The organism is Streptomyces sp. NPDC034084 (genome assembly GCF_055575535.1).
In genome coordinates, this window is sequence record NZ_JBVISK010000002.1 from 828,401 (window position 1) to 842,947 (window position 14,547).

A 14,547-nucleotide genomic window follows, 5' to 3' on the forward strand; every position below is an offset into this window, starting at 1 on the left:
AAAACCCTCCGCGGCCGGTCTCAGCTCACCGGCGCCCCCGCCGGGGTGTCGTCGAGGAAGCCGCCCGACTGGTGCTGCCACAGCTTCGCGTAGGCGCCCTCGGCGGTGAGCAGCTCCTGGTGCGTGCCCTGCTCGACGATCCGGCCGCGGTCGAGGACGACGAGCCGGTCCATGGTGGCCACCGTGCTCAGCCGGTGGGCCACGACGAGCGCGGTCCTTCCTTCCATGAGCCGCCACAGGGCGTCCTGGACGAGCATCTCGCTCTCGGAGTCCAGGGCGCTGGTCGCCTCGTCGAGCAGCAGGATCGGGGCGTCGCGCAGGATGGCGCGGGCGAGGGCGACCCGCTGGCGCTGGCCGCCGGACAGCTTCACGCCCCGCTCGCCGACCATGGTGTCGAAGCCTTCGGGGAGCGCGTCGGCGAACTCCGTGACGTGCGCCGCCTCGGCCGCGCGCCGGATCTCGGCGTCGGAGGCGTCCGGCCGGGCGAAGGCGATGTTCTCCCGCAGGGTGCGGTGGAACATGGCGGGGTCCTGCGGCACGTACGCGATCTTGCCGCGCAGTTCGGTCTGCCGGAGCCGGCTGATGTCCTGGCCGCCGATCGTGATCCGGCCGCCGTCGATGTCCGTCATCCGCAGCAGCAGCCGGGTGAGCGTGGTCTTGCCGCCGCCGGAGCGGCCCACGAAGCCGATCTTCGCGCCGCTGGGCACGTCCAGGTCGAGACCCTCGAAGAGCGGCTTCGCGCCCGCGTGGGCGAAGGTCACCTTCTCGAAGCGGACGTCCGCGCCCTCGGGCCTGAGGGGTTCCGGGGACTCCGGGTCGAGGACGGTCGGCTTGTCGAGGAGGAGCTCGGTGAACTGCGCGGCCTCGGTCATCGAGCTTTCCAGGCGCCGGTAGATCTGGTTGAACTCGAACATGATGCGGGTGGCGTTGGCGTAGTACGTGAAGGCGACGATGACGGCCTCGACGCCGTGCTCTCCCCCGCCGAGGGTGACGGCGAGGACGAGTCCGAGGACGTTCGTCAGGACGGACATGGGCGCGACGAGCGTGTCGATGCGCAGGTTGCCGTAGTCCCAGGAGCGCAGGGTGAGCCGCCGCGACTCCGCGACCCGGGAGCGGTGCTCGGCGGCCTCGCGCCTCTCGGCGCCGAAGGACCGGACTGTGTCCATGTTCGTCAGGCTGTCGGCGACGTGGCCGGAGACCCGGGCGATCGCCTGTTCGCGCTGGGCGACGAGTTCCTGCCGGCGCCGGATCAGCGGCGCGACGCCCACGCCCGTGACCGCGATGAGGACCAGGAGTCCGACCACGAGCAGCGGGTCGTACTGCCAGAGCACCACCGACGCGAACACGAGCGGTACGAAGCTGCCCATGACCGAGAAGGTCAGGGTGTCGACGCACTCCTCGAAGCGGGAGGCGAAGCTCAGGACGCGTTTGGTGAGCGAGCCGGCGAAGTTGTCGTGGAAGAACGCGGCGTCCTTCGCGAACAGTTCGTCCATGCCGATGACGTACAGGTTCTCGATGCCGCGCGCGTCGAGACGGTTGAGGCAGTGCAGGCCGACGCGCCAGAGGGCCTCGCCGAGCAGCAGGACGCCGGCGAAGACGAGGACGTACGGAAGCAGAGCGCCGAGCCCGTCGCCGGCGCCGTCTCCGGCGATACGGCCCACGAGCTTGGCGACGATCAGGGGGGCGATGTAGTTGATGCCGATGTTGCCGAATGCCGGCAGGAGCAGGGCGGGAGCGGCCAGCCGTCGGAGGCGGACCAGTTCCCGTCCGTAGAAGCGGACGGCGAGAAGTACCGAACCTTTGTTCGGCAAACCTTCGCGCGATTCAGGTGATCCCATACCCAACCCTGTGTTGTCGTACCGAAGGTGAGCGAAAGGGAGTCTCCCGCGCGGGCGGTCTCGCGGTCCAAGGGTTTTCCGGCCGAGCGGCCGGCACGCTGACGTCAGGTCAGGAAGTCTTCACGGCAGTCGGGTTGACGGCCCCGAAGACTACGGGGCCCGGTGGACGTCACCGGTGGCCCCTCTTCCCCGACAGGCGCCCAGGCACACGAAAACACCACGTGGTGACCGGGAGGAATCCCCACCACCACGTGGTGTGTGTCGTGTGTCCGAGGGGGGACTTGAACCCCCACGCCCGATAAAGGGCACTAGCACCTCAAGCTAGCGCGTCTGCCATTCCGCCACCCGGACCGGTAGCCTGCCGCGATCCCGCATCTCTGCTCGGCCGCGGCGACGAAGAACAATCTACCAGGCCTCCGGGGTGCTCTTCACCCACGTTTCCGGTGGTCAGCGGGGGTGGGGAGCAGACATCACGGCGAGACCGTGGCGGCCGGTGGGGTCCAGCGGTGGGTGCGGGGTGGGGTGGGCGGGAGGCCGTAGTCCTGCTTGAGGTGGTCGGGGATGGCGTAGTGCATGACGCGTCCGCGGGTGAGGGAGGACAGCTCCAGGACGGTGGTGAGGTGGCCGAGCCGGTCCAGGGCCCACGCGCCGAGCGGCGAGCGGTCCTCGATCGTCTCCAGGACGCCGAGGAGAGGGGGGACGGCCTTCACGACCGTGTCCCAGGGGGTGCGGGGAACCTCCAGCCAGTCGCCGCAGGTGTCGCCGACGAGGTGGCGGATGAGCGCGGAGACGATCGGGTCGAAGAAGGTGCCGGGGACGACCTCCTCGTAGAGGTCGATGAGCTGCCGGGTGAGGTGGACGCCCTCGGGGGACGGGCCCATGTGGCGGATCATGTAGAGGTCGAGGAAGCGGCGGGCCTCGTCGAGGGTCTTGGGGACGGCGTCCTGGTCGACGCCCAGCATGGCGCCGACCACGCGCCAGGCGTAGTAGTAGGCGTCGGCGCCCTCGGAGGACATGTGGATGCCGAGGCGGTGCAGGCTGTCGAGGACGAGCATCGAGAAGAACATCTGGCCGCCGATCAGGTCCTCCTGGCAGATCGGCACCCCCTCCGCCTCGACGTCCCAGCGGTTCTCGCGCCTCAGGTGGTGCCGGATGGAGGCGTGGAGCAGGCGGACCTTCTGCGTGGCCGGAATGAAGCGGCTGCCGGCCTCGAAGGCGTCGGGCCGCATCAGGTGCACCGTGAACTGGCCGGTCTCCGCCATCCGCTTGGAGGGGTACTTCAGACCGTGCGTCGCCGAGAGCAGCCTCGCCACGTGCGGGACGAGGTAGCAGGCGGGCATGGAGGCGAAGGAGAGGGCGGTGGAGATGTGCACGTTGTTGTCGAGGAAGAACAGCCGGGCCTTCTCCATCTCCCCCCAGTCCACCCAGGACGGCGGGGCGCTCGTGGCGTGCAGATACTCCCGGGCGACGTCGGGCAGCCCCTCCGGCAGGGGCGAGCCCGCGGTGGAGACGTACCGCATCAGGGTGTTGAACGTGCCCACCTCCCCACGTGCGAAGAGCGCGGCGACCGTGGCGTCGGCGAGTTCGTCGCCGGTGTGCCGCAGGGCGTCCATCGACGCCTCGGTGATGCTCATGGGCAAGGCTCCTTGTGTCGCTTCACGAACGGCGGACCGCCGCCGAGTGGGCCAGGGCGGTGAGCGCGGCGGCGGGGGCCGCGGGCAGGTTCAGCCCGTCGAGGGCGCGGAGGGCCTCGTCGACCCGCTCGGTGATCATGGCCTCGACGCGGTCGGGCGCCCTCAGGCGCCGCATCACCTCGCGTACGGCCTCCAGGGCGTCCCCGTCGGGCTCGCGCCGGCCGAGCAGCTCGCGCAGCCGCCCGCGTTCCTCGTCACCGGCGAGCCGCCAGGTCTCGGCGAGCAGGGCCGTGGGCCGGCAGCCCCGTACGTCGTCGGTGTCGGCCTTGCCGGTGGCCTCCGGGTCGCCGAACAGACCCAGCAGATCGTCCCTCAGCTGGAACGCCTCGCCCAGCGGCACTCCGTACGCCGAATATCCGGCGCGCAGCCGCCCGCCCGCCCCGGCCAGGGCGCCGCCGATCAGCAGGGGCTGTTCGACGGTGTACTTGGCGGTCTTGTAGCGGATCACCTTCAGCGAGGCCGTGGTGTCCGGGGCGGCGCCCGTGTGCAGGATCTCCAGGCACTCCCCGGCGACGAGGTCCCGGGCGAGGGCCGCCCAGAGCGGACGGGCCCGGCCGAGGTAGGCGGCGGGCAGGCCGCTGGTGACGAAGAGCTGGCCGGCGAGCGACATGAGCAGGTCGCCGACCAGCATCGCGAGCGACCGGGCCCCCGCGGCCGGCCGCGGATGGTGTCCCACCGCGCCGCGCAGGGCCCTGTGCGCGGTGGGCCGGCCGTGCCGCAGTGGACTGTCGTCGATCAGGTCGTCGTGCACGACGGCGGCCGCGTGCACGAGCTCCATGGAGGCCGCCGCCCGCACCAGCGCGTCGCTGTCCGGCTGCCCCACCGCGCGCCAGCCCCAGTAGCAGAACGCCGCCCGCAGCCGCTTGCCGTCGGCGACGGCCGCCTCCAGCTGCTCCGCCACCGGGCCGAGGGCCGCGTCGACCGCCGTGAGTTCCTCGGCCTCGTGGGCGACGTGACACCGCAGCAGCGCGTCCACCCGCGCCTTGAACGCGCCCGGCTCCCACCGCTCAGCCGCCATCGCCGGCCCGCCGCGCGATCACGTGCCGGGCGAGCACCTCCAGGTGGGCCGGGGGCGGGGACGCGTACCGGTCGATCACGAGGCGGCCGCGCGCCTCCAGGTCCCGCTCGGCCTCGGCCGCCAGCTCAACGGCGTCCGATCTGCGCAGCAGCCCCCGTACGAGCCCGAGGCCGGACCCCAGCGTGCTGACCGCCAGATCCGCGAGGCCCGCCGCGAGCAGCACGGCCCGCTCGTCCAGTCCTCCGCGGGATCCTGATCCTCGCGTCACACCCACTCCCCCGGTCGCCGGTCGTCACTCACCCCAGCGTCGCGCCGGTCCGGCGACCGGCGCGGCGGAACTCACCAACGAGTGAGCGAATCGCTGAGACGTACGACTCCGGCGGGAGGGGGCCGCACGGGCCACGCGGTCGCCTCCCGGTCCCGCCGCACCCCGGGGCGGGCCGGACGGCTCCCGGTCCCGCCGCACCCCGGGGCGGGCCGGACCGCTCCCGGGCCTCCGGTGAGTAACCCCGCGCACCCCGGGTAGCCGCCGCAGCGACATCGCCGAGCTCCGGGGCGAGGGAGTGCCCGTCGTCCCGGACGGACGGGAAGGTGGCCGCCATGAAGGCCGTCACGTGGCAGGGCCGGCGGAAGGTCTCGGTGGAGCGCGTACCGGACCCCGTCATCCAGGAGCCGACGGACGTGATCGTACGGATCACCTCGAGCGGGCTGTGCGGTTCCGATCTGCATCTGTACGAGGTGCTCGGGCCGTTCCTCGACGCCGGCGACGTCCTCGGGCACGAGCCGATGGGCGTGGTGGAGGAGGTGGGCGCGGAGGTGCGGCGGCTCCGGCCGGGCTCTCGTGTCGTGGTGCCGTTCAACGTGTCCTGCGGCAGCTGTCCGATGTGCTCGCGGGGGCTGCACTCGCAGTGCGAGACCACGCAGGTGCACGCGTACGGCATGGGCGCCGCCCTGTTCGGCTACACGAAGCTGTACGGGCAGGTGCCGGGCGCCCAGGCCGAGTACCTGCGCGTGCCGTTCGGGGACACCCTGCCGATCCCGGTGCCGGAGGGGCCGCCGGACGACCGCTTCGTCTACCTCTCGGACGTGCTGCCGACGGCCTGGCAGGCCGTCGAGTACGCGGAGGTGCCGCCGGGCGGCTCGGTCGCGGTGCTCGGCCTGGGCCCGATCGGGGACATGGCCGCCCGGATCGCCCTGCTGCGGGGCGCCGGCCTCGTCGTCGGCATCGACCCCGTGGCCGAGCGCCGGCAGCGCACGGCGGCCCGTGGGGCGCACACCCTGGACCCGTCCGACGCCGGAACCGAGCTGATCGACCAGGTGAGGGACCTCACCGACGGGCGGGGTCCCGACGCGGTCATCGACGCGGTCGGCATGGAGGCGCACGGCGCCCCGGTCGCCAAGGGCCTGCACTCGATGGTCGCCCTTCTCCCGGACGGGCTCGCCCGCCAGCTGATGCGCCGCTTCGGGGTCGACCGTCTGTCCGCGCTGCACCTGGCGGTCGAGCTGGTGAGCCGGGGCGGGACGGTGTCGCTCTCCGGGGTCTACGGGGGCGCGGCGGACCCGATGCCGCTGCTCGTGATGTTCGACAAGCAGCTCCGGCTGCACATGGGCCAGGCCAACGTCCTGCGCTGGGTCGACGACCTGCTCCCGCTGCTCACCGACGACGATCCGCTGGGCGTCGACGGCTTCGCCACGCACCGGCTGCCGCTGGACGCGGCGCCCGACGCGTACGAGATGTTCCAGACCAAGCGCGACGGCGCCGTGAAGATCCTCTTCACGCCGGAGGCGCGCCTCCCGGGCGACGGAAGGAGCGTGGGGGCCGCGTCGGCAGCCGCCTGATCCCGCGCGAGGACCACAGGGCCGCTTCGGACCCCTCCGAGGCGGCCCTGTCGTGTCCGTCCTCAACCGGGCATGCGGTCTTGCCAGTTGGGGTCCCCCCTCAAAAGAATGTGCATGACAACCGAAGGATCTTCGGTCGCGCATTCATCAGAGGGGAACCCCCACATGAAGAAGCCTCTCGTCGGCGCCCTGCTCGCCCTGCTCCTGACAGGCGCCGCAGCGGCCCCGGCCGTGGCCTCCGCACCCTCGGAAACGGTCACGCGAGCCCGGACGCCTCAGGCCCAGGCCGTCACCGCCGTCGACTTCGCGGGAACGGTCGCGCTCAGCAACTGTTCCGGCTCCGTCGTCCGCACCCCCGGCTCCCAGCCGAACGACCCCGCGCTCGTCCTCTCCAACGGGCACTGCCTGGAGACCGGCTTCCCGGGAGCGGGCGAGGTCCTCAAGGACCAGCGGTCCAGCCGCTCGTTCTCGCTGCTCAACTCGGCCGGAACCAAGGTCGCGACGCTGCGGGCGAGCAAGATCTCGTACGCCACGATGACCGACACGGACATCTCGATCTACCAGCTGACCAAGACGTACGCGCAGATACAGAGCCTGTACGGCATCAGCGCCCTGACCCTCGACGACGCCCATCCGACCCAGGGTTCGTCGATCAAGGTCGTCTCCGGCTACTGGAAGCGGACCTACAGCTGCGCCATCGACGGCTTCGTCTACCGCATGAAGGAGGGCGAGTGGACCTGGAAGGACTCGGTCCGCTACACCTCCGCGTGCAACACGATCGGCGGCACGTCCGGCTCGCCCGTGATCGACACGACCACCGGAAAGGTCGTCGCCGTCAACAACACGGGCAACGAGAGCGGTGAGAGCTGCACCGTGAACAACCCGTGCGAGATCGACCAGAACGGCACCGTGACCGTCCGCCAGGGCATCAACTACGCCCAGGAGACGTACACGATCGTCCCCTGCGTCGGTCCCGGGAACGTGATCGACCTGAACCGCGCCGGCTGCCTCCTGCCCAAGCCGTAACGCCCCTGCCGTCTTCGCCGGTCGTCCGGATCGATCCGGACGACCGGCGAAGACGCTGCCCGCGGGTCAGGGCCTCATCTCGTACGCCCCCGACAGCGCCTCGACGCGCTGCCAGACGCGCCCCGAGCGCGCCTCGTCGACGACGGGGCGCCGGACGGCGCCGAGGGCCCAGAGCTGCTGCTGCTCGGTCGCGGAGTCCTTCCCGTGCAGCTCGACCGCGTGCGCGGAGAAGTCACGGACCAGGACGGCGAACAGCTCGTCGAGGACGTCCTCGTCGAGCCCGGTCAGGGCGGCCTGCTCCAGGACCAGCTGCCCGTGGACGACGAGCGCGAAGAGCTGGCCGACGGCGAGGAGCAGGTCGAGGTCGCGGCTCTGCTCCTCGTCGGGGGCGGCCTTCAGCACGAACTCGCAGAGGGCGTCGGCCTGTTCGCGGAACCGCGCGACGTTCGGCACGTGGGCGTACGCCTCGTAGGCCGGGCGCCAGTCGTGGAAGCGGACCGAGCCGAGACCCCGGGCCGGGCCCTGGCGGAAGAGGAAGGTGTCGTCGGCCGCGTCCAGACGGGTCGGGACGGGCTCGTACGAGACGGGGTCGAGGAGGTGGTTGCGCATGAATTTCAGGATCAGCGCCAGGTTGACGTGGACCGTGCCCTCCAGCTTGGGCAGGCCGCGGATCTCCACGGCCGCCTCGGCGAAGTAGTTGTCCTTCTCGAAGCCCTTGGCGGCGATCACGTCCCACATCAGGTCGATGACCTTCTCGCCCTCCGTGGTCACCTTCATCTTCGTCATCGGGTTGAAGAGGAGGTAGCGGCGGTCGTCGGGGCCCGCGGTGCGGAAGTAGTCGACGGCGCGGTCGCTGAACAGCTTCATGCCGACGAGCCGGACGTACGCGTCGGTCAACTCGCGCCGTACGTGCGGGAAGGCGGTGACCGGACGGCCGTAGAGGACGCGGTTCTGCGCGTGCGTGACCGCCTCGTACATCGCGTGCTCGCAGATGCCGATCGAGGCGGTGCACAGGTTGAACTTGCCGACGTTGACGGTGTTGAGGGCGGCGTCGAACGCGGCGCGACCGGTGTGCAGCACGTCCTCGGCGGCGACCGGGTACGCCTCCAGGCGGAACTCGCTGACGTACTTCGAGGAGTCGACGACGTTCTTGACGAGGTGGTACGCCGGGTGGCGGCTGTCCGCGGCGAAGAAGACGTAGCCGTCGGGGCCCTCGACGTCGGTGCGGCGGCCGAAGACGGAGACGAGCCCGGCGGCGTTGCCGTTGCCGATGTAGTACTTGGAGCCGGTGGCCCGGAAGCCGCCCGAGCCGTCGGGCTCCAGGAGCATGTCGGTGGAGTAGATGTCGGCGCCGTGCGACTTCTCGGAGAGGCCGAAGGCGAACACCTCGCCCTGGGTGAGGAGTTCCGCGGCACGGGCGCGCGCGGCGTCGTTGTCGCTCTGCCAGACCGGGCCGAGGCCGAGGATGGTGACCTGCCAGGCGTACCAGTAGTCGAGGCCGTAGAAACCGAGGATCTCGTTGAGCGCGGCGATGCGGGCGGTGTCCCAGCGCTTGTCGCCCTCCTGCTCACCGGCGGCGGACGACGGCGTCAGGAAGGTCGCGAAGAGCCCTTCCTCCGCGGCGAAGGCGAGGAAGTCGCCGAGCCAGGCCCGGGTCCGGTAGTCCTCGATGATCCGGCGCTTTCCGCGCGCCTCGAACCAGTCCACCGTGGCGCGCAGCAGCCGGCGGGTCTCCGGGTCGAAGTGAGCGGGATCGTAGGTGTGCGGGTTGAACAGCAGCGCGTCGGCCATGACGTCCGCCTTTCCGGCTCGGGATGAGGGTGGTGGTACGGGAGGGTGGTTCAGTGGCCGGTGTCGAACCGGCCGAGGGTGGCGAGGACGTCGTCGAGCCAGGCGATCATCATCCGCTCGTACGCGATGCCGCCGCGCAGCACGACGTGCTGGAGTTCCCGTTCGGCGTCGAGCGGTCCGGCGTCGGGCCGTCCGCCTCCGGACGGCTCCCCGAAGTCGCGCGTCTCGCCCGCGAGGTAGTGCTCCAGGCGATCGGTGTGCGCCCGCCTGTGCCGCTCGACCTCGCCGATCAGGGCGGCCGGATCGTCGAAGGCGGCTCCCCGGATCTTCACCGCCAGGTCGTGCCGCACGCTCTCGGGCTCGATCGGCGCGTGCAGCCAGGCGGAGAGCGCGTCCCGGCCGGGGCCGGCGACGGAGTACTCCTTCTTGTCCGGGCGGCCCTGCTGCGGCACGTCGCGGACGTCGACCCAGCCGTCGCTCTCCATGCGCTTGAGCACGCGGTAGATCTGCTGGTGGGTGGCGGTCCAGAAGTATCCGATGGACCGCTCGAAGCGCCGGGCCAGCTCGTAGCCGGATCCGGGCTTCTCGAGCAGGGACACGAGGATCGCGTGGTCGAGCGCCATGCGCCCGATCCTGCTATGCAACGAGTTGCATAGCAAGGTGGTGCGGGTCGGGTGAGACGCGGCTCACCTCGGAGCGAGGGCGTTGTCAGTGGTGGGCGATAGCTTCGAGGACGTTCGGAAGGTTGCTCGGGAGGGGGAATCCGTGGGTGTCGAGCGTGCGTTGAAGGTCGTTCTCGTCGACGTCAACGACGAGGTGGTGGCGGCCTGGCGGTCCGCGTTCGCGGACACGCCCGGGGTGGAGATCCGGCGGGGTTCCGTGCTCGACGTGGACGCCGACGCGTGGGTGTCCCCCACGAACGCGCGGGGCCGGATGGACGGAGGGGTCGACGCCGTCGTCAAGCGCCACCTCGGGGCCGGTGTCCAGGTGCGGGTGCAGCGGGCGATACGCGAGCGGTTCGGCGGCAGCCTGCCGGTGGGCAGCGCCGTGTGCGTGCCTTCCGGCGCGGCGGTGCCGCGCTATCTGATCTCGACGCCGACCATGCGGCAGTCCTCGCAGAACGTCAGCGAGACCATGAACGTGGCGCTGGCGTGCGCGGCCGCGTTCCAGGCGGTCCACCTGCAGAACCTGGCGAAGCCCGGCAGCATCCGGTCCGTGGCGCTCGTCGGTCTCGGCGCGCGGACGGGACAGGTGCCGGCCCAGGTGTGCGCCAACCTCATGTGGACGGGCTACACGCTGTTCCACGACCACGGGTTCGCGGACTACGACGCCTTGCGGGCCGCGGTACTGGGGCAGCTGGACGACATCGAGGGCGCGGGGCCGGCCCAGCGGGTCCGGATCAAGGTGCCGGCGCAGCCTTCCGTCGCCCCGGCCGCGGACCCCCTGGGGCTCGCCGAACTGTTCACCGGCGGAGGTGAGCCGTGGCTGCCGCTGCTCGGCCCGGTGATCGAGGCGCAGCCGGGGGCCGGCGCCTTCGTCGGACCGAAGCGGAGCCCCGAGGTGGTTCCGGTGCGCGAGCTGACGTTCCAGGCGCTGAAGCCGCATCCGCCGCACAAGTGGAAGGTGGTGGCCTTCGGGCAGAACCCGTACCCGCGGGCGGAGAGCGCGACCGGCATCGCGATGTTCGACAACACGTTCCACGACTGGAAGGACAGTCAGTTCGGCCGGGTGGTCAGTATTCGCTGCCTCATCAAGGCGGCCGCGATGTGGAAGTACGGCATCGCCAGGAAGACGCCGATCGCCGGCGTCCGCGCCCTGCTGGAGAAGGAGGACACGGTCCAGCCGCCGGAGTGGTTCCAGGCGATGCTCACCCAGGGCGTGCTCCTGCTGAACGCCTCCCTCACGGCCAGTGCGGACGGGGCGGCGCCGACCGATCGGCACACGTCCTTCTGGCGGCCCGTGGTCGAGCAGATCATCGAGGAGATCCTCCGGGCGAAGCAGGATGCCGGCGAGGAGGACCGCGGAGTGGTGTTCGCCTGGTGGGGCGCGCACGCCCGGAGCCTGAAGCGGGTCGTCCAGCGCCTTGAGAAGAAGTACCCGGGGGTCGAGGTTAGGCACCTGGACCACGTGAATCCGGCCGCGCAGGGGGACGCCTTCTGCGAGGGGGACCACTTCACCTGGGTGAACGACGCCCTGGCGGCGGTGGGGGCCGAGCCGGTGGACTGGCTGCCGAGCAGGGGGTGGGACCAGCACACGCCCGACGCCGCCGGCTCCGAGCGGATGGGCGCGTTCATCGCGTCGACGATGGAGCTGCACCAGCTGTATCTGGAGCGGCTCACGAGCGTCAAGGACGAGGGTCTCGTCCTGCCACCGATCACCGGAGTCTTCGACACGCCGGTGATGGACTTCCGCAAGGCCGTCGAGCCGGTGACGCGGGTGCTCGCGAACCTGGACCGGTACGTCGAGCGGTCGAGCCGGTTCGCCGAGGCCAAGGTGGCGCAGGCGGAGGCCGCGGGCGGAGCGTCCGGGGCCGGCCTGTCCGCGGACGCGATCTCGGCGCTGTACCTGTACACGTGCGAGTCGGCGTTCTACCGGGAGATCAACGCCGTGCTGCGGTCCCCGGACCGGGAGCGGCTGGTGCCCTACCTGCCGTATCTGCGGCTGCTGTTCTCGGCCGTCGCCGAGCTGCCGGCGCAGACCCGGCCGTTGTGGCGGGGAGTGTCCCTCGACCTGCGGTCCCAGTACCCGCTGGGGCGGACGGTGACGTGGTGGGGCGTCTCGTCGTGCACGTCCGAGCCGAGCGTGGCCCGGGCCTTCCTCGGCAGCCGTGGCCGGCGGACGCTGTTCGAGGTGACGCCGGCGCGGGCGGTGGGGATACGGCGGTTCTCCGCGTTCACGGGCGAGGAGGAGTACATCCTCACCCCCGGCACCCGGCTGAAGGTGACGGAGGTGAGCACCGAGCGCGGCGGGCTGTGCACCGTACGCCTGACGGAACTGGAGGGCCAGGGGCTCGTCTCGTAGACCGCCCGAGGGCGGCGAAGCGGCGTTCAGCCGCCGGCTGCCGGAAGCACGCACGTCACACCCTCCGCCCCGGGCGGCTGCGCCGGCGACGTCGCATGCCGGTCAGCCGGAGGCGGTCCTTCTGAACCAGCCGCTGAAACTCGACGCCCCGGCCTCGGAATCGGCCCCCGGTCCGCTCGCGGCGCACACTCCGGTGCCCGCGCCGTCGGCATCGCGCCGGACGGCCCTCGCCAGGACCCGCTCCGCCTCGGCACGCCAACTCGCCGCGGTCGCACGGGGCGGCGGCAGGAAGGGGCCCCGCTCCGGCGCGTCGGCGGCCGCTCCGAAGAAGTCGCCGCCCTTGCGTTTCACGTCGTCCGTCCCCCAGGAGCGGCCGGAGTCGCGCGCGGGGACCCTCTGCAGGTGGGGGATGTGCTTGGCGCAGTGGATGTACGCCTCTTCGACCGTGATCTCCACCCAGACGCGGGCCCGCCGCCCGGGCACGGGGTCGGTCGCGAGCGTGGGGTGGTCACGGCGCATGTCGTCGTCGGCCACGATCCTGGCCCGGCCGTTGACGTGGAGTCCGATGCGGTCGCGGAGGAAATCCACCATGAGGACGCCGACGTGCGGGTTCTCCTCGATGTTGCCCAGGCTGGCGTGGACGCCGTTGCCCCGGTACTCGGGGTAGGCGAGCGTCACGTCGTCCAGGACGTGGAGGAAGCCGGGCGGGCCCGCGCGGAAGGTGTTGTCGCACTCGCCGTGGCGGTCGGCGGTGGCGAGGAAGAACATCTCCTGCCGGGCCGCGAACTCCCGCATCCGCGGGTTCAGGTGGTCCAGGACCTGCTCCGCGTAGAACCGGTCGGCGCGCTCCGCGGTGCCCAGGCGCTGCTGGATCAGGTGTTCGCCGTCGCTGCCGGGGCGGGTGGTGCGCAGAGGCGCCGTCACTGTCTGCCGCTGCTCAGCCTGTTCGAAAGTGCTCACGTACTTGCCCCGACCAGTCCTTCGATGGAGTCGTGCCGTATGCGACGGGAGGGGACGCCCATGTCCAGCAGGGTGTCGACGCCGCGTCGGATCATGCCGGGCGGGCCGGACAGGTACACGTCGTGGGTGTGCCACGAGCCGTACTCGCGTACCGCCTCGGGAAGTCCGCCGGACAGGCCGGCGGGACCGTCGTCGACGACCGGCCGGACCGAGAGCCAGTGGTGCGACTGCTGGAGCCGCAGCATGGTGTCGAAGTCGTACAGGTCGTCGTTGCGGCGGGCACCGTAGAACACGTCGACGGATCTGTGCCGGCCGTGCTGCGCGACGTCCTCCACCAGGGCCTTGATGGGCGCGATGCCGGTACCGCCGCCGAGGCAGAGCAGCCCGCTGTCGGTGGTGTGGTCGATCGTCATGGAGCCGGTGGGCGCCCCGAGTCGGATGACGTCACCGGGACGGGCCCGGTGGACCAGGGCGTTGGACACCCAACCCGCCGGCACGGCCTTGACGTGGAAGGAGAGCAGGCCGTCGGAGCGCGGGGCGGAGGCGAAGGAGTAGTGGCGCCAGACCCGTGGCCACCAGGGCGTCTCCAGGGCGGTGTACTGCCCGGCGAGGAAGGGGTACGGCTGGTCGGGCCGGACCGTGACGACCGCGATGTCCTTCGTACGCATCTCATGGGCGACGACCTCCGCCTGCCACCAGGCGGGCGCGCGCAGTTCGTCCGCGGTCGCCGCGTCGATCATGATCTGGGAGATGGTCGTGTAGGCACTGACCCACGCGGCCTGGGTCCTTGGCCCCCAGTTCACGGGCGCGTACCGGGTGAGGGCACCGATCAGGGCCTCGCCGACGGCCGGATAGTGCTCGGGCCGGGTGCCGTACTTGCGGTGGCCCCGCCCGAGGTGGGTCAAGTACGTGGTCAGGGTGTCGGGGTCGTCCGCGTGGGTGGCGGCGGTGAGCAGCGCTTTGAAGAGCCGGTCGCGCTGGGTGTCCATCGCCGCGGGGAAGAGCGCCCGAAGGTCGGGGTGGCGCAGGAAGAGCAGCGCGTAGAAGTACGAGGTGACCGTGTCGGCGATCGGCTCGATCTCTGCCATCGTCCGGCGCAGCAGTTCCGTGTCGGAAGCCTCCGCGGGTGCGGCGGGCGGCTCCTCCGGGTGGCGCCGCTGCGGCGGTACGGAGCGGGGCGCGGCCGTGGCCCTGCCGGGGCTTCGCGCGAACCAGCCTCCGCCGCCCATGCCCCCGTCGGTCCGGTCGCCGTCGGCCGAACCGTTGGCCGGAACTTCCATCGGTCTGCCTCGCCTCGAACGTCTACGGTCGGTCTTTCGTCCTGGGCCGGTCGTCACACGGGGCCCACAGGCCCCTGGTG

The 14,547-nt window shown here is 71.5% G+C and carries 11 protein-coding genes and 1 tRNA gene; 3 read left to right on the plus strand and 9 right to left on the minus strand.

What is annotated here, in order from left to right; genetic code table 11:
- Nucleotides 1-20: 20 nt before the first annotated feature.
- From ACZ51I_RS09135 to ACZ51I_RS09155, 5 genes are all read right to left on the minus strand, one after another.
- Nucleotides 21-1,838 carry an ABC transporter ATP-binding protein gene (locus tag ACZ51I_RS09135; protein ID WP_468873008.1) on the minus strand — a complete coding sequence of 606 codons (1,818 nt, stop codon included), beginning with the start codon at nucleotides 1,836-1,838 and terminating at the stop codon, nucleotides 21-23.
- Between the two features lie 266 nt (nucleotides 1,839-2,104).
- Nucleotides 2,105-2,189, minus strand: a tRNA-Leu gene (locus ACZ51I_RS09140).
- A gap of 119 nt (nucleotides 2,190-2,308) precedes the next feature.
- Nucleotides 2,309-3,472 carry an oxygenase MpaB family protein gene (locus ACZ51I_RS09145; protein ID WP_468873010.1) on the minus strand — a complete coding sequence of 388 codons (1,164 nt, stop codon included), beginning with the start codon at nucleotides 3,470-3,472 and terminating at the stop codon, nucleotides 2,309-2,311.
- A 22-nt stretch (nucleotides 3,473-3,494) separates the two neighbouring features.
- Nucleotides 3,495-4,550 (minus strand): polyprenyl synthetase family protein, encoded by a 1,056-nt coding sequence (locus ACZ51I_RS09150; RefSeq protein WP_468873012.1) that lies wholly within the window; start codon nucleotides 4,548-4,550, stop codon nucleotides 3,495-3,497.
- Entirely contained in the window at nucleotides 4,540-4,818 is a 279-nt protein-coding gene (locus ACZ51I_RS09155; protein WP_468873014.1) for a polyprenyl synthetase, read from the minus strand. Before ACZ51I_RS09155 ends, ACZ51I_RS09150 begins: the two co-directional genes overlap by 11 nt.
- 332 nt (nucleotides 4,819-5,150) lie before the next feature.
- Between ACZ51I_RS09155 and ACZ51I_RS09160 the strand changes: the two genes are divergently transcribed.
- Together ACZ51I_RS09160 and ACZ51I_RS09165 are read left to right on the plus strand one after the other, a co-directional pair.
- On the plus strand, nucleotides 5,151-6,389 hold the full coding sequence (locus tag ACZ51I_RS09160; protein ID WP_468873016.1) for an alcohol dehydrogenase catalytic domain-containing protein: 1,239 nt from the start codon (nucleotides 5,151-5,153) through the stop codon (nucleotides 6,387-6,389).
- Between the two features lie 165 nt (nucleotides 6,390-6,554).
- Complete coding sequence (locus ACZ51I_RS09165) at nucleotides 6,555-7,415, plus strand: S1 family peptidase (protein WP_468873018.1); 861 nt, start codon at nucleotides 6,555-6,557, stop codon at nucleotides 7,413-7,415.
- Nucleotides 7,416-7,481: 66 nt separating this feature from the next.
- Here the strand turns inward: ACZ51I_RS09165 and ACZ51I_RS09170 are convergent, their stop codons facing one another.
- Nucleotides 7,482-9,206: an acyl-CoA dehydrogenase family protein gene (locus tag ACZ51I_RS09170; protein ID WP_468873020.1), complete on the minus strand. Its 1,725-nt coding sequence runs from the start codon at nucleotides 9,204-9,206 to the stop codon at nucleotides 7,482-7,484.
- Nucleotides 9,207-9,256: 50 nt separating this feature from the next.
- On the minus strand, nucleotides 9,257-9,829 hold the full coding sequence (locus ACZ51I_RS09175; protein ID WP_468873022.1) for a PadR family transcriptional regulator: 573 nt from the start codon (nucleotides 9,827-9,829) through the stop codon (nucleotides 9,257-9,259).
- Between the two features lie 142 nt (nucleotides 9,830-9,971).
- Here ACZ51I_RS09175 and ACZ51I_RS09180 point away from each other — a divergent pair, with 142 nt between their 5' ends.
- Nucleotides 9,972-12,227 carry an ADP-ribosyltransferase domain-containing protein gene (locus tag ACZ51I_RS09180; RefSeq protein ID WP_468873024.1) on the plus strand — a complete coding sequence of 752 codons (2,256 nt, stop codon included), beginning with the start codon at nucleotides 9,972-9,974 and terminating at the stop codon, nucleotides 12,225-12,227.
- Nucleotides 12,228-12,329: 102 nt separating this feature from the next.
- On the opposite strand, the gene ACZ51I_RS09185 is transcribed toward ACZ51I_RS09180, so the two are convergent.
- The gene (locus ACZ51I_RS09185; RefSeq protein ID WP_468873025.1) at nucleotides 12,330-13,187 is read right to left on the minus strand and encodes a pyridoxamine 5'-phosphate oxidase family protein; all 858 of its coding nucleotides are present in this window, start codon (nucleotides 13,185-13,187) and stop codon (nucleotides 12,330-12,332) included.
- Complete coding sequence (locus ACZ51I_RS09190; RefSeq protein WP_468873027.1) at nucleotides 13,184-14,524, minus strand: globin domain-containing protein; 1,341 nt, start codon at nucleotides 14,522-14,524, stop codon at nucleotides 13,184-13,186. The genes ACZ51I_RS09185 and ACZ51I_RS09190 overlap by 4 nt, the downstream gene beginning before the upstream one ends.
- Nucleotides 14,525-14,547: the final 23 nt, after the last annotated feature.